The following is a 25252-nucleotide window of genomic DNA, read 5'->3' on the forward strand; positions in this document are numbered from 1 at the left end:
ACTGGTAAACTTCAACAGTGAAAAGTACTGTCTCCGAAGCGGCAACGAATTGCGCAATTTTTTGTTAAGGTCAACTACCTCATTTACAGACAAGATCTACTACGAAATTAATCTCCGAAAACGCTTGGAGGTTCACCATGAAGTTCAAGCCGTCTATTTCGCGTATGCAATATCTGCACCTCTTCTTTGTCTTTAAGCAAAGTTTGAAACTAACTGTTGAACGCTATTGCATCAGACTTAACCGTATTTTCTTGGCTATCAACTAAATTACGCACAATGATTGTAAAGAGGTCTATTAGCAACCACGGTCAGCCCACTATAACCCTTACTCATAGCAGTTTCTGCAGATTAGTATATCGTCACTTATGACTATTATACCACTTGATTATACTATCCCAGATGATCCTACAGCGACCTAAAAATCTGAACGAAACTCCAAATATCATCATTCGAAAGCATCTAGAAGCATACCGTCCGCTTCGTAGTATTCATTTGGCGTCCCACAAAAAATCACCGAAGACTTGGCAATGATGTCAACCATAATAATTTTGCCTTGAGATATCAGAACATTATAAATAGGTGCTATATAATGCTCATTAGTTAAATTTGAAATTTTATCAAAGTAATAGCTATGATAACAATTTATAAACTCACTTTTTGTGGAAAAGTAATATAAACCTGTGCAGCATAAATTTGACTCATTTTGTTTTTCAGATGTCCTAATCACTCGACGTGATCCTTCTGCTTCAACTACAACATTACTCCAATTTGATCCACTGCCTTCAAAACATTCCAAATATCCGAAAACTAAAGGATTCCTAATGAAATCTGGCATTTCATATTTCGGCCTAAATGTGTCTATATTGAAAATCACTATTGGCTCGTTCTCTGAAACACCTGCTGCGTTCAATCCGAGCTGTACCGTATGAGCTTGGCCTAATGTTTTACTCTTCAGATCCACAACTGTGAAATTTAAAATTCCCAGTTCACGGGCACTTTTTTCGATAAAAACTTTTGTTTCATAAATATCTCTGCAGATGAACAAGAAACGTTGATCTGCAAAATATCTCTCAAAGCTCTTAACAGCCCAATAAAATAGGGTCTTCTGGTTAAGTCTCAACATGTATTTCGGAACACTGAATCCTTCATCAAAAAACCTTTGAGAAAGCCCAGCTAGCGGAATGACAATCAATTTTTTCTCCATTTCAACAACATCTGGTAAAGTCTTTTAGAATTTAAAAGAAATGCTTCTTGTCTATCTTTATCATCGCTGTGCAATGGCACCATAGAGATGAAGAGTAAAACGTTAATCGCCAATATTTCACCAAGCGAAACCTGTGAAAATTCATCCAAAATAATATGTATAAATTTTTTACTTAGATGTTCAATCTTCGAGTAATCATCAGGATAAAATTCAATTGCCTCCCCTTCCAATATAAACTTGTTTCCTATTATGTGATCATATCCTCCAACTAATGAATGAAAGAGTTTTGCGATTTCATATCTTATATCACCAACCAACGGATTACTCGAAAACGCCGACAAACCCTTGGGATCGATAAGATAAATCCGTTCATTGTGAGACGAATATAGAATATTACTGAAGCACATATCACCATGTGCAATAGTAAGGTGATGCTTTGACGTCTTTGAAATATGTTTTGCAGCATCCGTCGCAATCCTTCTATACTCTGAAAGATCCCACCCAGATAGCGATTCTTGTTGAGAAATACGCTTTAACGTTTTTTCTAAATATAAAGACGATTCAAGTTTTTCGAAATCTGCGCCTTCAAATTTCTTATCTTTCAAAGCATTAACTTCGTTATTAAAATTTTTTAATAAATGTTTTAATTTCTTAAACAAATTTTCCCAAAATAGATCACTATTATTACCATAGATTAATAACTCACTAAATGAAAAGCTTGGAATGATTTCTAACTCATATTGAGCCCCACCATTTTCAATCTTAAGATCACTAGCAAGGCGAGGCGTGTGCAACGAAAGGGATAAGGGTAAGCTTTTATACCAATTATATTCTGAAGAAATTTTGTCGACTTGCTTACTGTGTTTCACCAATAGATCGCCGCTAATAGAAATGTTGTTAAAGTGTCGTGTCAGTAAAGTATTTGTTTTAGACAAGAAATATTGATTTCGATGACCAAAGTCTTGCCAATTTTCTAAATCTATAATTTCAGCTTTCACATCTAAAGCATAGCGATTCACGGCTTTGACAAAGTTTTCAGATTCCTCTTTTAAGTACAATAAAAATCTGTCTATTTGCAAAAAGCAAAAATACCCAACTATTACTTTATCTTGTTGAAGAATATTTTTCTCCAAATATCCCCATATGCTATCGTCACACCGCGTTGCAACGGCTACCGTGTCTATTTTTTCTGAAGGCAAAGATTGACAATTTGTATCTCCAAAAAGTATCCGCACATGCGACTTTGGATTAGTTTTTTCTATACAAAATGCTATTGATTGAGATAACGTAAGATTTTCAGGAACAAACATTGTTTTAATATTCAAAGAATCCAATAATCTTGCGTCAAATAATGAAACTTCGAATCCTTCTGGTAATGAAAGCCATATTTCTTCGCCAAAATGCTGGAGCGACAAATACTGTAGTTCAAATAGCCTTTTATTGCCGATTGGCAAAAAAGCTGGTGGAATCATGCCAATCTCAACGGCAATATCCTCTCTACAGTAGGCTGCGCTTGCAATAAGAATCACTTTGATTTTCCCTGTATTATTCTTTTTATTTCTTCAACAGACGATGAGACAAATTCATTGGGACGGATTGCCTTATCGTCAACATAAAATCCATCCTCCCCACACCAGGGTTTTCCTACTACGACTTCGTCATATGGAACATTATTCTTTTTTAGCCATTCTATTATTATTGGGTACGTATCTGCCAATATAGTTTCAATATCTCCTTTGTGTGTGCGCATGTTTCTGGCAGTGAATATAACAATTTTGTATCCAATATCATGATATTTACGGCAGACTTCTATCACTTGACGGTTTGGGATTTTTTCATGATAAGGAGCATTGGACTCAATCGTTAATGTGCCGTCTAGGTCTATGACAATTGTTTTGTTCGTGTCTTTTATCGAGCTGTTATCGCTAATTAAATTTTTCATTGCTACTTTCTCCCTTCAACCAACGCCTGTTCAGCACACACAAGTAAAGCTTATATCTTTGCAAAGTCGCCTTCCTGCCTTAGGTAGTTTAGCCAGTTCGCATCTCTTTTTTCAGTCACTCGCTGCTAAATTACTCTGAGTTCAACTTTCATTTCGTCATAAGACTTACTCTCACACCTCTGTTGTTATGTGTTGGATTTTTGTTTTGGAACTGTTTAAAGGGTGCGAGCTGCCTAATTCGACCGTGTCAAATAGATTGTAAGTGAATACTGAAGTTTGATGTGGTCCGATCGGATGGTGTCGTTTGATTATTATTGCGTCGTGAGCCTTTGGTTCATGAAGACGATGCTTTTTGGTATCCGCGCACGATATCTTTGTAAGCTTTGCAGCCTGTAGTTTTGTAGATACACCACTTTTCATCATAAAAATCAGATTTTCTCTGAGGCTTTCTATACACTAAATCTTCATTACGGCATATCGAGTAACTTGTTTTGGACAGCATTTTGGCCCCATCGCCGATGGTACTTTTGACAAAGACCTCAACAACGATCCAATATTGTGCACGATATTTTTGGGATTACAAATATAGTTCCTCATCGGTTTTACCACGATGTGTTTACCCCGTAAGTTTAGACCATGGCCCCAACTCAATAGATTATTTAAATCTAGAGTAGATCTCAAGGTGTGCATCCACAACCTTTTCAATACTAAATTCGGACTCTGCCCAAGCCCTACCAGCACGTCCCATACTTTTTCTTTTTTCCGGATTATCAACTAAGACTTGAATTGCATTCGCAAGTTCTTCGGCATCTTTTGCCTTCACCAATAGCCCTGTTTTGTTAGGAACAATAGAGTCTCGGCAACCGGGCACATCAGTTGTTACTACGGGGCGGGCACATGCTGCTGCCTCGATTAAAATTTTTGGAAGCCCTTCTCTATAAGAAGGCAACACGATGATGTTGGATTGCACAAGTAAACTTTCAACATCACGTTGAAAGCCAAGAACCTCCACCAATCCACTGCGATGCCACTCGTCTAATTTTCTCTCTGGAATACTTGTGATGTTTTCCCGATCAACTGAACCCGCCAGCCAAAACCGAGCCACAACCCCACGCGAACGCAATATCGAAGCAGCGGCAACAAATTCTAATACGCCTTTATCTTTTAATATACGGCTTGCAAAAGTAACGGTAGGAGCGCCAGCTGGCTCAATAGTAGGTCGATAGTCATCTAAACGAACTCCCGAGCCTTTAATTATTGAAACACAAGATGGGTCAAAACCAAGAACAGATTGGACAAGGCTATAATCATCACTATTCTGAAATATTAAATGCGTGCCATTGCGAGACAGGCCAACACGCAGCAACGCGATTATACATTTCTTTAGCATAGTAAAACTTTTTCGGTTTTCAACGAATACTGTACCGAGTCCGGAGAAGGCAGCCACCACCCCCCCCACTCCCACCAGCCTACAAACTAAAGATCCGTACACTATTGGCTTTAGCGTGACCAAGTGAACTATGTTCGGCCCTATACTATAAACTAATTTTAGCAATGACCAAAAACAGGAAATCTCTCTCAAGGGGTTTCTTCCACTCCTTGAGAGAGAGATGACATGGTGAACCATTCCATGACGCCGAATAGTTTCGGCAGCCAAACCGTTAGGTGACGCAACATGAACTACAAAACCACGGCGCATGGCTGCCACTGCAATTGGCAAACGATGCGAGACAAAAAAATCCGGGGAATTAACAATAAAAAGAATAATCAATGGCCCAACTCGCAAAATCTGTGTATGCTTATACATCTACTTCAATGAATAAACATTACCCCAGACATTGAAACAAAAAATCACAGTAATGAGCTATTCAGTACCAACTTTACCGATAACAGTTAACTTTCATTTATTTTTTTAATCATCATTTATAATTCACCAGAGGGTCAATAAAAGAAATTAAACCCAAAACACTTAAACAAAATCAAATCGGGAAAACAGAATGCCTCATCCAATACAGCATTGCAATATTTGAGGCTGTCAAAGCATATGCAGCAAAAACACAATCGAAGAGCACGTACGTGCCCCACTAAGACTTTATCTTTTGTGTAAATTCAAACTGGGATGCCTCGAAAAAGGACTATACACACAAAAAAATCACATAAAATTTAATTTTTTATAAAAGGTCTCATTGGAGAAATACAATTCTCATGATAATTAATCCAATTATGTCAATGCACCTACGTTCTCGGGCGGTATTGTGTCTTGATTACATTTGGATCTTTGACAGATCAATATACAAATCCACAAAACGGTCTGTCATTCGTTTAATATCAAATTCATCCTTAATCCGTTTCCTAGCCAGCAAGCCACGTCTGCGCAGGTCGTCATGTGGAATACTAACTAGTTGTGTCAAAGCATGCGCAAGCGCTGACGGATCATTTGGCGGAATCAAGATCCCCGTATCGCCCATTATCTTTTCAGAGTCCCCCACATCAGTTGCCACAGGAACCAAGCCTGCAGCCATCCCCTCTGCCAGAGCATTCGAAAACCCCTCTCCATAGGCTGAGCTAGACACAATTATATCTCCAACAGTTAATAGAGATGCGATATCTTCACGGCGACCGAGGGCCTGCACTTTACCGCAAACGTTCGGGTAACTTGCAAGAAACTCACGAGTGCCTTGGCCGACAAGGACCAAATTCAAGCCTCGTACACTTTCGGTTGCTATCAACAACGTTTGATGGTCTTTCATGGGATCAACCCGTGCGGTGTGGATTGCAACCACCGCATCGTCAGAGAGGCCAAATTTTTGCCTCAGGCGTGCTCGCTCACGACTATCTGGACGAAAGTGGTCTAGGTTAACGCCGTTAGAAATGACCTCCAGTCTTCGTGGCCTGTAGCCGTGTAATGTGTGTACGTTTACCCCAACTTCTGAGTTCGCCACTACAGCGTCGGGAATGTTGGAAAATATAGCACCCCAACGAACAAGTTTACCATTTCTTTCAATGTCCATATTCGAACAACGAATTCCCCAAACAAGCTGTCGATTTTTTTTTCCTGGTGCAAGCATATGAGCGGCAGTAGCAGCCAAATCACCATGATACATCCAACCTTGTAAAAACTTAGGACGCATAGAATGGATGTGGGACAATAAACGTATGAAATTTGATGCTCGACTTCGAACACTACGGAAATCCAGACGCACCACCGGTATGCCCTCTGCCTCGAGCCGTCCAGCGATTACGCCATCACCAGTCAAACTGATTACAGTTTGGGACATCCCGTTCTTAGCAAGCCTTGGCGCGAGTTGGGCTAGAGTATTCTCTGCACCTCCACCTCCAAGGCCCGAAATTATATGAACAATATCTGTCATTAGTTTTTCATTAGCTAGGCGGCGGCATAAGCCATAGTGAAGAAAAAATGCCACTTGTCTCCCAAATAATACAAAATATTCTACCCTAAAATGTTGAAGCAACTAGTGACCCAAAAAGCGCTATTCGGGGGGCCGTGCCCTAGGCAAATAACTCTCTATAAGTTTAAGGAAAAGTGATCCGGCAGCTCCCAAAAATTACGTACGCTTAACATCTGAGTCAGGACCCGCCACCAACGCAAGCTGAACGCGCAGAGCATCCGCATCATATTTTTCAGACCACGGAGGAACTTTAGCGCCTTGTGCGCCATGCAATAGAATACGTGACGGTATTACACGCGCCGAAATAGAGTGCTCTTCGAACATTCTAGCTATATCTGGAGGCCGCAGGAGATTGATGGCCCTGCCCCGTTTACGGATGTATTCTTCCGGAGGCACCGAATAAAGTCCATCAAATGGGTCCGCAGTTGGGTAATGATTACCAAAATCGACAAGATGGAGGAAACGGGTCTCCGCTGACTGGATAACCGCAAGTTTGGCGACCGTTTGCTCGAGCGGAAAAACATGTTCAAGCACAGACTGAGACAACACGATGTCAACAGGGCCCTCGATTGGAGCAGCCTCGAACCCACACCGATGTACCTGCATCTTACTTCTCAGAGCTTCATGAAACTCTCCAAATTCCATACGCTGCCCGTATAACGCGACGAGATCAGCATGAAAGATACGTAGGTATTTCTCAATAATCTCGTGTTCTTCAAACACAGAAGCGTCCCATTCCGGCTCTGCACTTTCAAAAGAAGCAGCGCCCCGAAAAATAGCTAGAGGCCCGTAACCACCAAGTGGTCCGCATCCAACTTCTACAACCCTTTTCCCTTCAAAGTCGAACGCAGGGAACGGCATCGATCGCCGGGCTATCGCTTCCTGCCGCATGAGAAACTCCGCAAAGCGTATACCTCGCGTGAATTTCTGCGACGACATTAGCTCTTTCGCTGTCCAAGCCCGACTGTTTTTAAAGAAAGGTAGCCGTTGGCGCGCCAGGCGCAAAGTCTCGCGCGGCGTTATCGTCAGCAGGTAGGAAAGACGAGTCATATGCAAGCCCCATTGTTAAAATCATCAGTATGGGCAGGATCACATCAGTGCTTCTTCGAAAATGGCTTCTAGGTTCTTTATTACGGCATCGGCGTGATATGCAACCGGCAATAAACTCTTGCGAGAGCCAAGCACAGTTGGGTCGCACACCTCGATCGCTCTGAGTAGCTCGATAAAGCTTTCCCCAGGCGGCGCTATAAGGATGGCACCTATGGCTTCGAGTGCAATATCATTAAGGCCCGCATCCGGGGTGGCAACCACAGGTACGCCGAGCGCAAGCGCTTCTAATACGACATTAGGAAGCCCTTCCCAGCGCGAGGTAATTACAAAAGCATCGGCACCGGCGAGGTGTGCCTGCAGATTGTTGACGTATCCAGGAAGTTGCACCCGTCCGGCGACGCCAAGCATTCTCGCCTGAGCCTCTAAAGCAGCGCGTTCAGGCCCTTCACCGAAAATCGTTAACATTGTCTCCGCTGGAAGTTGGTTTACCATGTTGATCATCCGGTCGAACCCTTTCTGTCGGGTTAGACGACCAGCAGCCACGAGACGGAGACCGGGTCCCGAGATTCTTTCCGGTCTCGCCATGCGCAAAATATCAACATCAACTGGGTTTGGCAGAAGCCGAATCTTGGATTCAAGCCCAGGCACGAGATCTTCAAGGGCGTCTCGGATTTGAGGGGTTTGCACAAGCACCCTCGTTGCGCGGGGATAAAGACGGCGGTATGGTGCCAGCCTACTGAGCAATGGGGATAGGGCGTTTAGCGTCGCTTGGGGCGTGTTGGCCTCACGGACGAGCACACGCGTTTGGTTAGGCAGGGTTTTTGATGCCGCTAGCAGCACAAAATTTGTGTAAGCTAGCGTAGAGAGAACAGCATCAGGTGCAAAAGCACGAAGTCGTCTGACCAGCCAAGGAACGCCTGCGATGGTCCTATGATAAGATCCAATTTCTGTCGCAAGCGTTGCAGGAGGCATAAGCGCTTGAACGCCACCCATCACAAAAAGCCGGGGCTCCCAACGTTCCCTGTCGATGCCGTCGGCGAGACGCATCAAAACCTTCTGCGCTCCCCCCGCGCCCAAATCCGGCAGCACAAACGCAACACGGCACAGGTTTGCCCCACCGCTCAATTACTCGGCCCCGCTGGGTCATCGCCATATGCATCGCGATAGGGATCGCAATTCTCTGCAAGTGAGCGGGCAAGGATCTGGTCTCGTTCGATGCGAAACCGATCGAGGGCATCGACAGGTTCTAGCGGCGTCGACCTTGCCCACCAAATGGGATGTGTTAAGAGCTGAATAGCGCGACCCTCAACAACTGCAGGGTGATCCAACGGATGCCCATGAAACCATGCCCCCCTACTGTCCGAGCAGTAGCCCATCTCATAGAAGAAGCGTGGCTGATACGCGTGGATGCGCCCGCCAAGCTTATGAGGATAGCCCTGTAGCAGTTTGACAGGACGGTGAAAGCTCACCGTAGTTACGGGCGCGCCGACTAGCGCCTCGAGAGCTTCGCATTCCTCCGCTACTGCAGCGTCGATCAATCCATTGCCAGACGGATAAAGTGAGGCGTCGAAGTGCAATCCAATCTCGTGACCCATCTCCCGCAATTGCCGTATAGCAGAACGACCTGCCTTCGACCACGGATTATACATCTCAGTGCGTAAAAGGACAAAATAGTTGGCGCGCATCCCAAGCTCGGCCTCGATGTCAGCCATGACCAGCGCAGCATCTAATGACATGTCGAGATCGTGGCGCAAGATCATGTGGCGTTTTTTGGGTTCAGCATCTTCATATCCGACAGACACAAACCGTGCCTCTGCAAGGGCGCTGAGTAAATTCTTGTATGAATGAGCCGAAAAACTCGCTTTTTCGATCATACTATCCCACCAGATCTCGTTGCAATGCGATCGTCGATTGCCGAATACCATAATGTCAGGAGATCCTGAGCACGCGCAGGGCCATTGCACAGTTCGCCAACGCGAATGCGTCCTGCGGCGCCCATTTTAGCACAAATAGCCTTATCATAGGAAAGAGCCAAGATCCGTTCTGCCCAATCTAATGGATCAAATTCTGGGGTAAGGACACCGGTGACGCCATCTTCGACAAACCGATTATAACACCCGATCGAGAGAACCGGCAGACCGGCAGCTAGACCCTCAAGAATATCCCGCCCCCAAGGATTTGCCTCCCGGGTTGGTTTAGCCAGCACATCACAGGCCTGCAAAATGCATTCTGGCCGACGAACATGGCCACAGAAAATAAACCAGTCGGCGACCCCCTCAGCTCGGGCGTAGTCTTCCAAAGTTCCACCTTTCCGTGCAATTTCACCCAGTCGCCCAGGCAATTTACCCTTGAGCGTCATGTCGCCAGCCATCACAAAAACAATGTTACGCTTATCCGCCGCTTTTAACGCAACGGCAACGTCAATCATCCTGTCGACCCCTCGCATGAAGGCATAATTGGATAAGACCGCCACTTTAAAGCGTTGATCTTTAGCCAATCGCGGGTCAGGCATATCCACCTCGTTCGGTGTCACAACGTTTAAGATCACACTGCCTCGAGCCGGCCGTCGAGCGTGAGCAAAAGCCCGCTCTCTTTCATTTTCTGTGATGAATACCGAACGATCCACAGCTTTGAAGAGCGTTCGATACTGCCAGCTCGCGAACGCCGACCTCGGAAGGTGCGTCCGAACATGCGCAGTTATGGCAACATTAGTCCGCGGCCGTAACCAGCGCGCAAGCAGGAATAGACCCTCGTGATTAATGTGGATAAGATCGACATCGTTTGCAGCTGCAAGAAGCGCTTCACGAAAGGCACTTGAACGAGACCAGGCAAGTGCCTGTTGTCCGAAAGCAATAATATTGCGCGAGAGACGTGGGAGTGCGCTGACATGCGTCATATTTTGCCAGACTTTTGTGCATATGCCAATTTCTGCATAGCGCTGTTGTATCGGCCCCTTGCGCCGACACCATACCTGTAACTCCGTAGCGCCCTCAGGGAGGCAACGAAGGGTCTCATAAAGGCTACGCGATGAGCCTCCGTACCCTCCTTCAATGTCAAGCGCTAAAACACGTATTGTCATGATCTTATCAAAGCTGCAGTACCGTCGAAACCTAAGTTGAAAACAGCGTCAAACACGCTCAATCCGGATACAAATTCCTTGCCCCCGACCTGCCTGTAAGATGGGCACACGAAATCAAGATATTCGAGGCTCAACCCTGCCTCAATGAACTTAGATGGATCTTGATAAGTCGCGCCTCCCTTTCCAGAAAGGTAAGTTCCGTTGGTATCCAGCGCCGCAACAAGTGCAATGAGCCGGTCGTCAGAGGCAAAATTGTCATAGCCGAGTTCGGACGAACGATAAAATTGCGTCCCGATCCCTAGGCGCTCGCAAAGCATTTTAACCAATGCAACATTTATTTCCCCCAAGGGCGCATTCGGCAGACTATTATAGATAGCCTCCACATCGTTCCAGCTCTCGCGGAAAGAGGCAGAACATTTGTATGCGACTTCAAGCCTGCGCAAATGCGCTTCGACAAATCCATCCGATCCGATATCGACTGCCAAAATTGGAGCGCCAAAGTTAAACGAAACGGGTACACTCAGCCAAGTCTGTACACCACCGGATAGGATTCGAACACGGTTGGTATAGCTGCCCTTGCTAAACTGCACATCATCTAGAAACACAAATGCATCAGCAATAGCTATTTTTCGAAAATAGCCGAGCCAAGGAGCAAAATTAGGCTGATGAACCGCGACAATCACTTATTTGGCCCAACACTATCGCTCATCGCACAAGACCCCCAAGAGTTGCGAAAGGTTTGCTGGTGTAAAACGTAAATCCTTTCGAGCTGCGGAGATATCCATTACTTGACGGCGAGTTGTACCGGTTCCAAGCACAATCGAACTCCTCGAGTGCGTAATTGCGAGAATCCGCTTTGCAACTTCGTTTAGCGCAATAGGGGTGCCGCCAGCAATATTGAACACATGCGCTCCACAAGAGAGAGGCGCCTCAATTGAAGCAAGACAGGCTTTTGCGGCATCCGCGACCCAAAGAAAATTAAAGACACTGTCCGGCTCTAAAACACTCAAAGGTTTACCGAGTTTCGCGGCCTCACAATAGCGGAAGATTACGCCTGACTTCCTCGGCGGCCCATGCAACCCCGCAAAGCGGAGAGCAATCATCACACACCTATCCGAGAGCGAGGACGAGACAGCAGCCTCTGCTGCTGCCTTATGGCGACCATATGCTCCGCGAGGTTCTAAGTCATCACTCTCTAAAAAAGCTGCCCCATTTAATGGCGCATCGCCATATACTGCAATAGAGGAAGCAAATATGAACTTTTTCAATTCGAGCTTCGCAGCTTCTTCTGACAATATCTGCGTCCCGTACAAGTTTACTAATTCGGATTGCTTCATATCTTCAAATGTTTCAATCCTTGACGGGATGAAGCCGGCTAAGTGCAATATTACATCTGGGCGAAGCGCCTGTAGCACCCGACGAACTTGTATCCGATCAGTTACATCAAGAGCCATCGCTTGTGACGCAGGCGCGACAAGCGCGCCGCTACGGCTGCAAGCAATAACATGGTAACCGCGCTCGACTAGACCAGTAATTACGGAACGGCCGAGATAACCTCCCGCACCCGTCACCAATACCCGCATAGACGGCCTCAAGTAACACTCCGCAACACACGAATAAGCACGTCCGAGACACGATCTACATCCTGCAGATCTAGCTCGGCGTACATCGGGAGGCAAAGCGAGGCCGCGAGCATCTGTTCAGCAACCGGCTGTTCGTCAATCACAAGATTTTCGAAAACTTTTTCTCGATGCACAGGACGATAGATCTGCTTTGACTGTATGCCGGCTTTTTGGAGAGCAATGCTACATTTTTTATGCAAAACAGGATCGTCGATAAAAACTGGAAACTGATACCACGAAGGCACATGACCCTCATGAATTTGTGGAAGACGCAAGCCCGGCTGATTAGAAAGACGGCTAAAATAGTGGTCCGCAACCTCGCGTCGACGGCGCAGAACATCGGGAAGGCACTGTAACTGGTGTAGCCCGACACAGGACCGCAATTCGTCAAGGAACCAGTCATTACCTAGGTAAACGACCTCGGATGTCCCCTCCTTCTTTCCAAACATCCGCAGTTCTCTGGCAAAGCGAGCAAGATCACCGTCAAAGGTAGTGATCATGCCGCCTGCACCAGTGGTCATTAATTTTGTTGGAAAAAACGAAAAAACCCCAACATCGCCTAATTGCCCGGCAGACAACTTACCAAGGGTAGCTCCGTGGGCATGCGATGCGTCCTCAATAAGGAACAAACCCTCACTTTGCGCATATTCCCGCACTGCTTTATATTCTGGCGAAACGATGCCGGTAAGATGCACCCATATGATGGCCTTAGTCCGGGGTGTACGACGCGCCGAAAGCGTCCTTGGCGTCACCGCGAGGCTGTCAGCATCAACATCGACAAGCACCGGATTACCTCCTTCAAAGAGGACAGAGCTCACATCGGTTATGAAGCTTGCAGCGGGCACAAGTACGTCGTAGCCTGCTACATCCGCATAACGCAGTGCTATCTGAAGCGCCGTCGTGGCGCTATTCACGGACACCGCGTGGGGGACGCCACAGAACTCTGCGAATGCTGTCTCGAACCTTTTGGCGTATTCACCCGGCGCAAGCTGACCCGATTTTAGTACGCTACGGAGATCTCCTAGCAGCGCATCCAATTGTGTATCAGGAAATGTAGGTCGCGTTATGGGTATGGGCTGCCCTGAAGCGTTGACGGTCATGCCTGTTTGTCCACTAAATTAGATTTCCATGTTGGGCCCTATCCCCATTCGCTGGGTTCACGAGACCCGTAAGTTCCTCAGGGAAGAGGATCGGCACAGATGGAGCTCTCTTAAGGAGCTCAACAACTCTTGCCTCTCGCTTGTGGTGCTCCTGCGATGCCACGACCACAGCAGACACCTGCGGAAGCGGTGTATCAGAAGAAAACTTCCCGACTATTTCAAGTTCCGGATTCGCAGCCTTAAGTCGGTGCACATCTTCTGCATCCCCATCAACTGCTATAGCTCCAGCAACCAGGTCGCCAGGCATGATCGGGTATGTTCCAGAAATTTGGCTTCCACTTAGGAGCTGTAAGAGGCAACGCTCAAGCTCCTGGGAAATTGCCAAATGGAATTTTTCTGAGAAGTGCCACTGATCAATCAGACACTCAGCCGGTCCGCCTGACTTGGCCATGAGGTTATCGAGGTCTAATACTTGCGCGCCGTAAGCAGAGACAATCTGCGATACAGCCGTGTTCAAGCCATTCAGGACCCGCCCCCAATCCGGAATACACATATAGTCTCCGGCAAAGTGTTCCCGGCCCTTATGCTCCCGAGGAACTATCGGAAGATTTGCCCATATTACATGTCGTCCCCGCCGACGGAAAAATGAAATTATGCGCCCAATACGCTTCGCATAGTTATCCGGCGATATATCAAAGCGGCCTTCCAGAAAGAGATCTACCACTCGAGAAGAACTAAAATCAAGGCTGAGTGTTTCTCCACCTTGCCAATTCACTGTGTCAACCTGCATTTTGAGAAAATCGAAAAACTGTCGACGAGTTAACAATGATTCCCATATGCCGTCCACAAGAACAACAACACTAGGATCCGTTAGTGCGAGCCTAATGATGTTGTTTTCAATCGTGGATCCACGAAAATGGTCGGGAATGTGGACAACATCCGCAACTGGCCGATCTCGGCAGAGCAAGGCGGCTCTAAGCAAGTGCGGAAATGTCCGATGATATCCGTAGCGAACCGTCCCGTAACGCTCATTTACAAAGTAAGTGTCAAAAACCCTCGAGTCACCGAGAATAGCAATGCGCGGGAGAGGATCAAGGTTAACATTCATGACGCGGATCACCCCCAAAACTCAGGCCTTTATCCAAAAGGTATCTTTCTATGTGCCATCCAATAGCGCTGGAATGACCGCGCTTGTCCCTTGCCACCCGGATATAGGGCCAAGTTGCATAGGAGCACATTGGCGCCATCCAGTATTCAAGATATTGCTTCTCGAACCTGTTCCATCTGGCGCGCCCCAAAGGAGCATGTGCTACTTTCGCCAGCAAACGCAACGGAACTATCCAACCAGGGCGAATGCGGGTTGGGTTAATTGGCAGATCACGCCATACTCCGCCCCAGTTGTCGCGCTGTAGAACCTCACGATATAGGCACTGGCGATACTTTGCCACCAGTGGCGCCTTTTCCCAGAAATCGAGTAGTGCCCTGTCCCAGAGCGGAAGACGCCAAGACAATCTCAACCATTCGTAGCAGCGCTGTCCATTAACTACGTATTTACATTGCCGGTTGATGAACTCGCTCATTTCATAAATGCCGTGATCACCAGCAGGGTTATCAGGAAGTCCGCCGAAGCCTTCAATCTCGTCAGCCAGCAGGCGCCGCACTTCGGCTAAGCGATCTGACGTTTCCAACGTTGCCCAATGCTTGAAATGCCTGGAAACAAGTGCGTCGACAATACGCGACAGTCGTGCGCCCGGACCATCGTCCTGCGGCTCAGTGAGCGAGGGCAAGATATGGTTGCCGGAAATAAAGTCCCCAGTGTTACCGTTCACTACGATAGTGTTGGGATCGAAGTCATGACGCGCGCGCAAAGCTACCAGCGCAGGGTAATCTTGCGGATACGGAATGGCTGAAAAGCTGTCGGCATAGCGCTCGTAGGCGACATGATCGGGAGTGCTGGTTACCGCACGCACAGAACGATTAGTGTATGGCACGAAGGTCCAAGGCAGGCCAAGCCTTTCTGCTATCTTTTTACTCATGTAAGCTTCGCGGTTGCCCGCAAGACCATAAGTGAAGCATCTGACGTTTCTATAGCCAGCCTCGACGAGGCCTGAAGCAATGAAGCGCGAGTCAATACCTGCCGAAAGCGGAACTAGTATCGGACGCCCTTGAGCTGAGGCCACTAAGTTTGAAATGATACTCTCATGTAAAGTAGAAAGAGGATCGTAGAGATCCTCAGGCGCTATGTTTTCAGGGTGGCATGGACGCCAGTGATGATAGGTACGAACTTCGAGGTTGGTATCTCCTGAACAAAAAAGAAATTGTCCAGGCAACAGCCCATATACCCTACGGTAAAGCGTCGCCTTTCCGATTGTGTAGCCCGCAAGCGCAAAGGCGCGGGCCTGCTGTGTCAGGATGTCATCAGGACCAAGGCCAATGCGCCCTGCCAAATCAGTACCCACTTGTGCTACCAACACGCTGCCGTCGTGCTCAGCGTAGATAAGTGGGATTGTGCGAGATGGATCTACCGCTGCAATTGACCAATCGCTCCCAATTAGAACAAGAGCGTAATGTCCATCTAGGCGGTCAAGCCAAGCCGGCAGCTGTTCGGGAGAAATTGTTGCAGCTTGCGCGATAACCGATGCGCTTTGCGTTTCCCTGAGGGGTCCTGCAAGCCACAACTTACGGTTCCCTGCGACAAACTGGTGCCATCCAGGTGTATTCTCCAACAAGGCAATCATGGTTTCCATCGGATTAAGGAACCAATCGGCGCGACACAAAAAATGCTTCTGCACGAGGCATTCCGGCTGTGGCGCCTCGCAGCACGGCCAGTGCAGAAATAACCTCCCATGACCGGGGATGTGGCATGGGGCGCATTTCGGCAGCATAGGCATTGAAAGCTGCGCGCTTCGCGGCAAACGCTGCGTCGTCAAGGCCAATGAATAGGGTAGGCTCAAACACTGGACCAAGACCTGGGCCCGCCCATTCAGTGCTGCTTAAAACCTCAAAACAACGAATCTCGCGTACTCCCCGCCCTTCTATAGGCCGACATGCTGTCATCACCGCTTGATGCGCGTGCCGATGATCGATGTTTAGGTCACCTGGGTGGTGAGTATATATCAAGTCGGGGTTATGCTCAGCTATCTCAGCCTCCACTGCTCTAACCAAGTCCAACATATCAACGGCATCGAGGCGGTTGTCCGGAAAACCAGCCAATCGCGTCGACAAACCACCCATCGCCTCCGCTGCAGCTTCTGCCATGGCAAGACGGCGCCTAACGAGCGCTTTATCCGAGGCGCCCCGCGCCATTTCACCATCGGATAGGAACAAAACGTGAACCTTAGCGCCAGATGAACGGTGGCGAAATAACGTCCCAGCACAACCAAGCGCCTCGTCATCTGGGTGTGCGGCGACTACTAAGATCGATGTGTATGCCTCTTGCTCTGTTGCTCTCATTGCCATCACCCGGCACTCGCATTGCGGACCTGAAAGACGGGACGAAGCGGTTTCCCGCGCAAGCACGAGGCCGGGTTATTACGCCGAAGCGCCTCCGCCAATCCATCAAGCGCCCTATCGTAAGCGATTAACGTCTCACCAACCACGGATTCATTTGCGTGAGCAAGTGACAAGTTCAAGGTGGCACCAGACAACACACCCCACGCGATCAGCTCCTGTTTAAGTAAGCTAGTGACCGTAACAGGATCAGAACGTCCTTGCCCTGTTGCAACAACCGCGGGCCACCAATCGCCTCCCCCCACAGATAGCTCTTCTGTTAAGCTCCGCTCCAAAATTTTCTTACCAATCTCTTCCTTCAAATAAGCTCCAAGTTTGTTTATTACTTTGGGAGCCTGAGCTACGCGAAGCTTGTCGATCGTGGCGATCGCTGCAGCAAGCGACAACGCCTCCCCTCCAAAAGTTCCGGAGAAAAAAATGTGCTCCATATGACGCATGATTTCACGCTGGCCAACGATAGCCGAGATCGGCATCCCGTTGCCCATGGCCTTACCAAATGCGGCAAGGTCTGGCGTGACACCAAACTCTGCCTGCGCCCCCCCCAGATGGATACGGAAACCTGTGACGATCTCGTCAAAAACCAAAATCACTTCGTAGCGATCGCAAAGAGTGCGTACAGCCTCTAGGAACCCAGGCTCTGGCGCTTCAAGCGCCATCGGCTCAAGAATAACCGCCGCAAAACCTTGCGGATCAGCCTTTAGCAAGTGTTCCAAGGTATTAGCATCGTTGAATGCAAACTTCGACGACAAGTCGCGAACAGTCTGAGGAACCCCGAGATGGCGTGCCGTCGTTCCGATGTACCAGTCATGCCAACCGTGATAGCCGGCAACAGCTATCCGATCACGGCCCGTGTAGGCTCGAGCAAGGCGGATCGCAGCGCTTGTCGCATCAGAGCCATTTTTGCCAAACCGCACCATTTCTGCACAGGGTATGATTTCCACCAATCGCTCAGCCAGTTCGGGTTCCAAATCAGTCGCAAGCGAGAATGAAATCCCTCGCTCAAGCTGCGAGCGGATTGCCGCATCAACGTCAGGATCCCGATAACCTAATACGACAGGAAGCAACCCAAGGACATAGTCGATGTACTCGTTTCCATCCACGTCCCACACACGCGCACCATCTCCCCTTTCAAGAAACAAAGGAGCCGCTCCCTCAACTGTAGCCATTGCAGCCTTTGAAAAGGTTTGAGAAGCCAGTGGAATAGTATTCAAAGCCCGGGTGTAGAGAGCTCCAGAGTTGTCAAAAGATCGCTTCACTTCACCGTCCTCTTCAAAAGTCCGCGCCTCAACTAGCTCACTTCTGTATCGTTCTAATTTCTAGGTAGGGAACGCTTTTTGTTCCGTCAGGTGGTAGGTTAACCTCAATCACAGGCTTGCCGCTTATGAGATCGAATAAGTCATCGTAAAGCGGCACACCAGTCGAAAGCGATGCCGCGATGCTTCCGCTCGGTCGCGGGTTTACTTCAAGTATTACTGGCGTTCCATCCCTTCGGTGCATTACATCATAGTCATATAGCCAAGACAGCCCAAAAGCTCTGGTCACATCCGCGGCTAGATCAAGCAATCGCGGTGACGAACGAAATATAGAGCCGCGGAATGGCACGCCCGCAGGATTTATCCGCTCTCTCGGTATAGCGTGAATAACCTTCCCATGATAGGCGAGCACGTCTATGTCGATTGCTGGCTCAACCAAACGCTCCATCACAATGACTGGTAGATTTGATACTACCTCGTTTAGGAAGCCCTCCGTAAACTCATCCCAGCCCAGATGCAATTCGCGTGACCCAAGGAATTCTTTCGGCGCGCCGGCATCTGAATAGACTACGAAGGTACCGCGATTTCCTCTTGCCACCAGTGGTTTGACCACGGCTTCACCCCTCACCGCCTTGAGTTCCCAAAGTTCCTTCAAGAGCTGTTCTTTGTTGTGAACCACGCGCCAATGCGCCGTTTCGACACCGGCCTCAGAAAGAAGGCGGTAAGTTTCCGCCTTGTCACACATAGTGAGTAGCGTCCTTGCGTCCTCTGTAGCCAATACCGCTCCCGCCGCCTCAATTTCCGCCTTGCGTTCAGACAACGCTAACGCTTCCTCGTCCGACCAAGGCAGAACCACGTCTACGGCTTTCGCTCTTACAATATTAACTATCGCTGCAACATATTCTGGGTCATTGCCAGGCGGTACGATCTCAAACTCATCGGCGAAATACCGGCCTATAGCGTCACTCCGCACATCAACGGCCACGACTTTACAGTGACTACGGCCGTCCTGAAGATGCATAATATTAACTGGCGCCAAAGCGCCACCTGCAGCAGTTACAAGAACTTTCATTGAAAGCCACCAGATGTAGAAATCATTGAAGATTTCGGGACATTACCAAATGATCGGAGTTGGTTTCAATTACTTTGAACCCCGCTTTAGCAAAAAGACGGCGGGAGCCATTGTTCTCCAAACGAACCCGAGCGACCAACCTCACCATAGGCCAGATTACCGCCAACTCTCGGATCATCTCGTCGATAATCGCCAGCGCCAACCCATGACCTCGCGCATCTGCTTCGACAAACACATCCACAAAAGCTACGCCCTCGGCACAAAGTTCAGCTCGAACCTGTCCAATCGGTTTATCGTTGTACTCGGCGATCCAAATAATACAGCTTGGCGAATTCAACCGTCCTGCAAACCAAGCCTCATGGACAGCCCTCGAAATCAAATCTTTGGTCTCAATTTTCGCTGCAAGAGAATCAGCGCTATTAACCCACAGAAAAAGGATATCGCTATCTGCTGCAACTGCTTTTCTCAAACGAAGCGATGACTGCCGCCCGCGCACCATTAGATCCGGCCTTCTCGAAAGTAACGCGATGACCTCCATCCACCCACAATCCGCAGGCAATAACTTCGTTAGTCGGATGATATGGTCAAGATCTGCCTGAGTATCCACCGTCCAGCGCAAGTGACTGAAATCAGCAGGCGCCATTAAATGGCCAACAGAAAATTTACCAGCGTCGGGGTAAACGCCACTCCGCATGTATGGTGTAACATGTTCGCGCTGAAAAGCAGAAGTCGCATGGACGCCAGTTGCTTTGAGAGCAGAGCGCAAAAAAACTTCTACGTCAAGTCCGTCTGGAAAGCTTCTTTGAATTGCATTTGAAACATAGTCGTAATTTCCATCCAGCAACATCGCAACCGCTTCATCGACAATTACTGGATCCGCCAGTGGGCAATCAGCAGTAAGTCGAACAATAACCGAGGCATCGGTTTTTTCACAAACTTCTACAAACCGTGACAGTACATCATGCTCATCTCCGCGAAAGACTGGGAGCCCTAAAGTCTTACAAAGCTCACAGACAGGATCATCTGCTGCATTCCGCGTGGTTGCTACCCAAATTTCGTCCAAAAGCTGCGAACGTTGCACGCGTTTTAGCATGAACTCTAACAGTGGACGCCCTAAGATGTCGGCAAGCACCTTGCCAGGCAAACGAGTGGAGGTCATCCGCGCCTGAACAATCGCAACAACTGGACCCTGAAATGCGCTCAATGATGTTTCAACCATATCGTAGAACTACCGAGCCAAGTCTTCCCGTTTGATTGGTTTTGCTCGAGCCACCGAACGTACCAACTTCCTTCCGATTATCTCGCTAAATGCTGAAGGCGGTAACCCAGTCTCCCCGGGCAAATGCCGCATCAGGGAGATGTCTTCCTCCCCTAGAGTTTCACCAGCAGACAAATGACGTCTAGCAGAAATTACTCTGTGACGCTGTGGTTTTAGGCGCCTTTCCTCATCAACAGCAACCTTTTCGCCAGAGCCTCGCATTTTCTCAACGTGCCGAATTTCTGAAACCATTCTTGCAAATTGTTCAGGCTCGATTGAAATGGCATGGTCCGCTCCGGGCATCCGCCCATCAAGAGTGAAGTGTTTTTCTATGACTTGCGCTCCCATCGCAACGGCAGCAACACATGCCAAAATGCCAGCATGGTGATCAGAAAAGCCAACTGGACAGTTGTATTTCGTTCGAAGTGTATCCATCGCTCTGAGATTAAGTGTCTCGGCAGGCGCTGGATAAAGTGAAGTACATTGAAGGATGGCATAGTTGTTACAGCCAGCATCAGTCAGCGTCGTAACTGCAAGATCGACATCCTCAATTTCTGCCATTCCAGTTGAGATGATCAACGGAAGCCGCGCCCTCGCAGCACGACGCAGCAATGGCACATTGGTCAAAAGCCCGGACGATATTTTCAGCGCAGCGAACCCTGAAGCTATAGACAAATCGAGGCTAGGAAAATCCGCAGGCGTTGTGAAAAGCACGACACCCAAGTCTTCCGCGACTTGCCTAAGCCTAAGATGAGCATCGAGCGACAACTCTTTGCCCTTGAACTCAGCATGTGACACCGTACCGGGCGCGTAACTTTCGTCCGCATCAACAGTCTGCAGCTTCACAGCGTCGGCACCGCACGTAGCTGCGGCGCGCAGCATATCTTCAGCTATCTCTTCGCTTCCACCGTGGTTGATACCGACCTCGGCTATCACAAAGCAAGGTGCATCGGCACCGATGACCCTGTTACCGATCTGAAATGACATAACCACAGCCCCCTAACGAGAAGTCATTAAAAACGTGAGATATATCACCACATTTAGACCTAAGCATGCACCAACACAATCTTAGGTGCAAAGCTATGATTCCAAAGTAGCGCAAGGTCCCGTTGCAAATTAGGCATGACAAGAGCGCCATCACTATCTGCAAAATTATATGTCCACATTGTAAGCTTTTCAAAGGTATGCCGGTTCACACGCAAACAACAGCATCGACCCAAAGTGGCTTGTAAAGGCCCTTCGCTGCCGTTTTCACCATGCGCCGCTTATTCAAAAGACAATCTTTGACAATTCAGGCAGGAAGTCTCGCCGTCAAATTGGGCTCTATGTAGTCAGAGATCATGCGCGCGGCCCTTTGACCAGCGCCCGGTACCGGAACCGTAAAACAACGCTCTACTAGTTTAGCATGGCCTTCTTCTTTTGCACGCCACTCCTCTTCAATATCTTGTAATGGCCTGGAAAGAAAATGACGTAGGTCGCTTCGCCAAGTAGGGCATGTCGCATCGAAGAAGAAAGTGCCCTCAATAAATGCATCGCGCATGTTTGGCTGAATTCTGAAATAGTCACCTGTATCAATGAAAACGAAAGGTCGTTTCGACATGACACACCAGCCTATAGTACTAGTGGCGCGAGTACTTACCAAAACTCGGTGCCGATTTAACATATAGCGAAGGTCAACATGACCACCCAACACTTCGACAGAACCAGCCTTCAAAGCAGCAGCAATTACAGGGTCCGGATCGGGAAATCGAAGTGCAGGATATGGCTTATAACCAACACGGTGAGGCAGACGATCGAGAACCTCTTCTATGAGTTGGATTTCATCTCGCGCCTTATCCAGATCCGAACGCTCCTCAAAACGCAGCTGATTATATGATCTATACAGTAATGTTGATACAAAAAGAATAGGTGGCGCTTCAGCAGCAATTCGTGATCGCCCAACCCTAAAGTAGTCGCGAGGCATCCCCACTGCAGCAACATTCTTACAGTTAGTTGCAAAGCGGTTCCGCAACGCAACATTTCGGCTTGCCTCATTGTATGTAAACAAGACATCCGAGAGCACGTTCTCGAGTACGATTTCTTTTTGATCCACAGCCCACGCCATTTCGCGATCCACTCCATGCTGGAATGCAGCGACAAGACAACGCTCTCTTTCGGCGATAGATCTAAGCGGTTCGAATACCTCAGCTGTCGGAAAATTCGTTAGTATAGCAGACGGCCGACGGCAAGTTTGCCCGGAGAACTTAGCAGACCAAAAACTCTTCCACGAACACTGCCGGCCAACGGCCGAAAAGAGACGGTCAAAAAATATATCTGTTAGGTTCTCTTCTGCTTTAGGAGTGAGTAGTCTCGAAAAACGTTTACGCAAAATTGGCTCAAGCACTTGGCGAAACGTTAACCTTTTTTCTTCATTCAGTTGCTCCGCGGATATTCTGTTAACACTTATTTCCGAAAGTCGATAGCCTCGAAGGCCTAGTTGAACGGCGGTTTCTTTAACGAGTTCATTTTCTTTCGTGACGATGATTTCGCCTTTTCCAAGACCGCACGGCATCGCTCGCCAGAATGCAAGGAGCAATCTATACAATGCACGATCTGGCCCTGCGACGGCTAGGCGATTGAGAAAGGAAACGTCGCTTTCTCCTCGCGCTGAACGCTCGCAAGTGGGCGTTACAGGAAAACGTTCCACCAAAAGCTTTTGCGCTCCAGCTAGAAGCGTTTGCCAAGGCGCGGAAAATGACGCGCTGTAGGAAGGACTTGCTTCATCGACCAACAGCACCGCGCGAGGCTCCCGAAAATCATTCTCGGTCAAACATGCCGCTTTAAGCATCCAAGGATTAATCAACATAGCAGTTTGGCCTGCCAAAAGCGCATGTTCGGCGAGGCATGGCTCGCTACGTGCAGCAGAAACAACTGCCGCGGCAAAATCATTCAGACTTCCATGTACCCAGCGCATTACATCTGTCGGGACCCTAGCCTCAAGGTATTCGACATTGTCTAGCCCTGACAGAGCCAGCGCCGGGGACATTGTTAGAATTCTTGCCTCGGATTTTAGGCCACGCTCACGTGCGGCTTGCAAGACCTCCAGGCTGTCGCAAAAAACGGCACTGACCGACGCAAGCCCCTGCACGTCAGCACCATTCACCATGCAACCACTAATATCAGCTGTTTCACTTGCATTCAAAGTCATACCGCTTTCTCAACATACTGAGACAAAACCTGTGCTGCACGCCTTGCGCCAAGCCCATCAATGGTTGCTGCCGCACATTTAGAAATCCTATTCAGTTCCTGGGCAGCCTCTTTCAATATTGGAACCATTCTCTCTTCGTTCATTTGTTTTATTGGGCCGGCATTGATTAGAGCGCCAGAGATTTCTAATGCTTCGATGACTTGTTTCTGGTTCATTGCAGTCTCAATTGCGATGCTTGGTACCCCGAGGCAAGCACGCTCAATCGCCGCAACACCACCTGCTCCGAAAGCCAAATCGGAGGCCACCAACCGATCCAGATAGTCGCTAGGCGAAACAGACACCGACGCTCCGACTGCGCCAGCCACAGTTTTGATCTCGGCTAAATGCCGCACAGCCGCACCTGCGATCACATCCATTTGGGCCTGGGGAAAAGCAGCGCGAGTAGCCAACATTGCTGTCAGGGTAGCCTTTTGTTTGTCCGCCATACCAAAGAAAATGGTGACTTTACGAACTTCATTTCTACGAAGGCGGGAAAGAGCTTCTTGTCGCATGTCGACAACGCTGGCACGAACCAAAGCATATCTAGTACCTGCCAATATCAGCGCCGCCTTGGGAACGTGGGGGGACCAATCATGGCCTTGTCGTCCCGGGGTTCCATCAATCAAAATATCGACTAAGTGCGGCCGCTCACCCGGTACGTCGTCAATCGCAGCGACCAAGCCGGCAACACGCCGAAATGCATTTTCGTACTCTGCCCCTAAACCATAGTGGTCGACAACGAGAAGGTGGGGCCTTTCTCCCAGTGATGTAATTATTTTTTCTGCTTCAGCAAAAGGTTCAACGGCGCAATCCAAGTCGATGATTTGAAGGCCACTTTCTACCAGCAAAGGCGCTGCGGTCGCGGTTCCAGGGCGAGATGCAAATACTACACTCCAACCAATCGCACTCAGAGCTGCGCCAAGGGCTAAGCAACGCCCAACGTGTCCGCCTCCGATCTCGGAGCTTGCATCTACTCGAAAAACTGCTTTTTTCACGAACGAAATTTTGCCATCTCAATCACGTCGATCCTATCGCCATCGAGCACCGCATGTGCTCGTCGAACAGCCTCCACATGGTAACCGGCGTTGCGGAATGCCTTCTCCGAGCCCTTGTTAGGTGAATAGAGCCCCGCGTATAATTTTTCTAACTCCAGCACATTAAACGCGAAATCCGTTACAGCCGCTATTGCTTCACTGGCAAATCCCTTGCCCCAAGAGCCACGATCGCCAAGCATTAGACCAACGGCTGCACGCAGGTGCCATTTGTCTATTGGCCCAACACGGATATTTCCTATGTGCATGCCTGTATCTTTTCGCTCCAAACCCACGACCAAGTTATCCGCGCTTAAGTTCATTTCTTGAATATATTTACGAAGTTGCTTTGTATCTGGTGGGTTAAACCTTATTTCAAGGTATCGGGTGACTTCGGGATCAAGAACCCACATTGCATACGGGCCGTCAGCATCATTAATGCTTAGCTGCCGGAGCAAAAGCCTTTCCGTCGACCAATCTTCCGGTAGTTTCACT

22 protein-coding genes are annotated in these 25252 nt (G+C 48.4%); all 22 read right to left on the bottom strand.

The window, feature by feature from the left end; all coding sequences use genetic code 11:
* Positions 1-445: 445 nt before the first annotated feature.
* The 22 genes from AAC637_RS03630 to AAC637_RS03735 all read right to left on the bottom strand — a co-directional run bounded on the left by AAC637_RS03630 (position 446) and on the right by AAC637_RS03735 (position 25251).
* Positions 446-1204: a capsular biosynthesis protein gene (locus tag AAC637_RS03630; protein WP_340302352.1), complete on the bottom strand. Its 759-nt coding sequence runs from the start codon at positions 1202-1204 to the stop codon at positions 446-448.
* Positions 1189-2733, bottom strand: coding sequence for a hypothetical protein (locus AAC637_RS03635; protein WP_340302353.1), 1545 nt, complete (start codon positions 2731-2733; stop codon positions 1189-1191). Before AAC637_RS03635 ends, AAC637_RS03630 begins: the two co-directional genes overlap by 16 nt.
* Positions 2730-3146 carry an HAD hydrolase family protein gene (locus AAC637_RS03640; RefSeq protein WP_340302354.1) on the bottom strand — a complete coding sequence of 139 codons (417 nt, stop codon included), beginning with the start codon at positions 3144-3146 and terminating at the stop codon, positions 2730-2732. The genes AAC637_RS03635 and AAC637_RS03640 overlap by 4 nt, the downstream gene beginning before the upstream one ends.
* 655 nt (positions 3147-3801) lie before the next feature.
* Positions 3802-4953, bottom strand: coding sequence for a glycosyltransferase family 4 protein (locus AAC637_RS03645; RefSeq protein ID WP_340302355.1), 1152 nt, complete (start codon positions 4951-4953; stop codon positions 3802-3804).
* Between the two features lie 457 nt (positions 4954-5410).
* Positions 5411-6517, bottom strand: coding sequence for a glycosyltransferase (locus tag AAC637_RS03650; protein WP_340302356.1), 1107 nt, complete (start codon positions 6515-6517; stop codon positions 5411-5413).
* A 195-nt stretch (positions 6518-6712) separates the two neighbouring features.
* On the bottom strand, positions 6713-7606 hold the full coding sequence (locus AAC637_RS03655; protein ID WP_340302357.1) for a hypothetical protein: 894 nt from the start codon (positions 7604-7606) through the stop codon (positions 6713-6715).
* 39 nt (positions 7607-7645) lie between these two features.
* Complete coding sequence (locus AAC637_RS03660) at positions 7646-8695, bottom strand: glycosyltransferase (protein ID WP_340303135.1); 1050 nt, start codon at positions 8693-8695, stop codon at positions 7646-7648.
* Between the two features lie 32 nt (positions 8696-8727).
* Entirely contained in the window at positions 8728-9480 is a 753-nt protein-coding gene (locus tag AAC637_RS03665; protein ID WP_340302358.1) for a hypothetical protein, read from the bottom strand.
* On the bottom strand, positions 9477-10685 hold the full coding sequence (locus AAC637_RS03670; protein ID WP_340302359.1) for a glycosyltransferase family 4 protein: 1209 nt from the start codon (positions 10683-10685) through the stop codon (positions 9477-9479). Before AAC637_RS03670 ends, AAC637_RS03665 begins: the two co-directional genes overlap by 4 nt.
* The gene (locus AAC637_RS03675) at positions 10682-11368 is read right to left on the bottom strand and encodes a WbqC family protein (protein WP_340302360.1); all 687 of its coding nucleotides are present in this window, start codon (positions 11366-11368) and stop codon (positions 10682-10684) included. Before AAC637_RS03675 ends, AAC637_RS03670 begins: the two co-directional genes overlap by 4 nt.
* A 15-nt stretch (positions 11369-11383) precedes the next feature.
* Positions 11384-12268, bottom strand: coding sequence for an NAD-dependent epimerase/dehydratase family protein (locus AAC637_RS03680; RefSeq protein WP_340302361.1), 885 nt, complete (start codon positions 12266-12268; stop codon positions 11384-11386).
* An 8-nt stretch (positions 12269-12276) separates the two neighbouring features.
* Positions 12277-13407: a DegT/DnrJ/EryC1/StrS family aminotransferase gene (locus tag AAC637_RS03685; protein WP_340302362.1), complete on the bottom strand. Its 1131-nt coding sequence runs from the start codon at positions 13405-13407 to the stop codon at positions 12277-12279.
* 13 nt (positions 13408-13420) lie between these two features.
* Positions 13421-14515, bottom strand: a complete 1095-nt coding sequence (locus AAC637_RS03690) for a hypothetical protein (protein WP_340302363.1) — start codon at positions 14513-14515, stop codon at positions 13421-13423.
* Positions 14505-16154 (bottom strand): asparagine synthase C-terminal domain-containing protein, encoded by a 1650-nt coding sequence (locus tag AAC637_RS03695; RefSeq protein ID WP_340302364.1) that lies wholly within the window; start codon positions 16152-16154, stop codon positions 14505-14507. The genes AAC637_RS03690 and AAC637_RS03695 overlap by 11 nt, the downstream gene beginning before the upstream one ends.
* Before the next feature lie 4 nt (positions 16155-16158).
* The gene (locus AAC637_RS03700; RefSeq protein ID WP_340302365.1) at positions 16159-16866 is read right to left on the bottom strand and encodes a PIG-L deacetylase family protein; all 708 of its coding nucleotides are present in this window, start codon (positions 16864-16866) and stop codon (positions 16159-16161) included.
* Positions 16866-18173: an aminotransferase class III-fold pyridoxal phosphate-dependent enzyme gene (locus tag AAC637_RS03705; protein WP_340302366.1), complete on the bottom strand. Its 1308-nt coding sequence runs from the start codon at positions 18171-18173 to the stop codon at positions 16866-16868. Before AAC637_RS03705 ends, AAC637_RS03700 begins: the two co-directional genes overlap by 1 nt.
* Positions 18174-18210: 37 nt before the next feature.
* The gene (locus AAC637_RS03710; protein ID WP_340302367.1) at positions 18211-19242 is read right to left on the bottom strand and encodes an ATP-grasp domain-containing protein; all 1032 of its coding nucleotides are present in this window, start codon (positions 19240-19242) and stop codon (positions 18211-18213) included.
* Between the two features lie 22 nt (positions 19243-19264).
* Positions 19265-20461 (bottom strand): GNAT family N-acetyltransferase, encoded by a 1197-nt coding sequence (locus AAC637_RS03715; protein ID WP_340302368.1) that lies wholly within the window; start codon positions 20459-20461, stop codon positions 19265-19267.
* Positions 20462-20470: 9 nt separating this feature from the next.
* Entirely contained in the window at positions 20471-21487 is a 1017-nt protein-coding gene (locus tag AAC637_RS03720; protein WP_340302369.1) for an N-acetylneuraminate synthase family protein, read from the bottom strand.
* 304 nt (positions 21488-21791) lie between these two features.
* Positions 21792-23687: a hypothetical protein gene (locus AAC637_RS03725; protein ID WP_340302370.1), complete on the bottom strand. Its 1896-nt coding sequence runs from the start codon at positions 23685-23687 to the stop codon at positions 21792-21794.
* Positions 23684-24721, bottom strand: a complete 1038-nt coding sequence (pseG, locus tag AAC637_RS03730) for a UDP-2,4-diacetamido-2,4,6-trideoxy-beta-L-altropyranose hydrolase (protein WP_340302371.1) — start codon at positions 24719-24721, stop codon at positions 23684-23686. The genes AAC637_RS03725 and pseG overlap by 4 nt, the downstream gene beginning before the upstream one ends.
* Positions 24718-25251 (bottom strand): GNAT family N-acetyltransferase, encoded by a 534-nt coding sequence (locus AAC637_RS03735; RefSeq protein WP_340302372.1) that lies wholly within the window; start codon positions 25249-25251, stop codon positions 24718-24720. The genes pseG and AAC637_RS03735 overlap by 4 nt, the downstream gene beginning before the upstream one ends.
* Position 25252 lies beyond the last annotated feature (1 nt).

Source organism: Roseobacter sp. HKCCD7870 (assembly GCF_037830315.1).
Lineage (GTDB): Bacteria > Pseudomonadota > Alphaproteobacteria > Rhodobacterales > Rhodobacteraceae > M30B80.

What these genes read in the sequence shown, in the direction of transcription:
- AAC637_RS03645 (WP_340302355.1), bottom strand. Translation starts at nt 4,953, where the DNA reads ATGTATAAGCATACACAGATTTTGCGAGTTGGGCCATTGATTATTCTT.
- AAC637_RS03685 (WP_340302362.1), bottom strand. Translation starts at nt 13,407, where the DNA reads ATGACCGTCAACGCTTCAGGGCAGCCCATACCCATAACGCGACCTACA.
- AAC637_RS03650 (WP_340302356.1), bottom strand. Translation starts at nt 6,517, where the DNA reads ATGACAGATATTGTTCATATAATTTCGGGCCTTGGAGGTGGAGGTGCA.
- AAC637_RS03715 (WP_340302368.1), bottom strand. Translation starts at nt 20,461, where the DNA reads ATGGTTGAAACATCATTGAGCGCATTTCAGGGTCCAGTTGTTGCGATT.
- AAC637_RS03630 (WP_340302352.1), bottom strand. Translation starts at nt 1,204, where the DNA reads ATGGAGAAAAAATTGATTGTCATTCCGCTAGCTGGGCTTTCTCAAAGG.
- AAC637_RS03655 (WP_340302357.1), bottom strand. Translation starts at nt 7,606, where the DNA reads ATGACTCGTCTTTCCTACCTGCTGACGATAACGCCGCGCGAGACTTTG.
- AAC637_RS03670 (WP_340302359.1), bottom strand. Translation starts at nt 10,685, where the DNA reads ATGACAATACGTGTTTTAGCGCTTGACATTGAAGGAGGGTACGGAGGC.
- AAC637_RS03700 (WP_340302365.1), bottom strand. Translation starts at nt 16,866, where the DNA reads ATGGCAATGAGAGCAACAGAGCAAGAGGCATACACATCGATCTTAGTA.
- AAC637_RS03680 (WP_340302361.1), bottom strand. Translation starts at nt 12,268, where the DNA reads ATGCGGGTATTGGTGACGGGTGCGGGAGGTTATCTCGGCCGTTCCGTA.
- AAC637_RS03665 (WP_340302358.1), bottom strand. Translation starts at nt 9,480, where the DNA reads ATGATCGAAAAAGCGAGTTTTTCGGCTCATTCATACAAGAATTTACTC.
- AAC637_RS03720 (WP_340302369.1), bottom strand. Translation starts at nt 21,487, where the DNA reads ATGTCATTTCAGATCGGTAACAGGGTCATCGGTGCCGATGCACCTTGC.
- AAC637_RS03710 (WP_340302367.1), bottom strand. Translation starts at nt 19,242, where the DNA reads ATGAAAGTTCTTGTAACTGCTGCAGGTGGCGCTTTGGCGCCAGTTAAT.
- AAC637_RS03690 (WP_340302363.1), bottom strand. Translation starts at nt 14,515, where the DNA reads ATGAATGTTAACCTTGATCCTCTCCCGCGCATTGCTATTCTCGGTGAC.
- AAC637_RS03640 (WP_340302354.1), bottom strand. Translation starts at nt 3,146, where the DNA reads ATGAAAAATTTAATTAGCGATAACAGCTCGATAAAAGACACGAACAAA.
- AAC637_RS03695 (WP_340302364.1), bottom strand. Translation starts at nt 16,154, where the DNA reads ATGGAAACCATGATTGCCTTGTTGGAGAATACACCTGGATGGCACCAG.
- AAC637_RS03725 (WP_340302370.1), bottom strand. Translation starts at nt 23,687, where the DNA reads ATGACTTTGAATGCAAGTGAAACAGCTGATATTAGTGGTTGCATGGTG.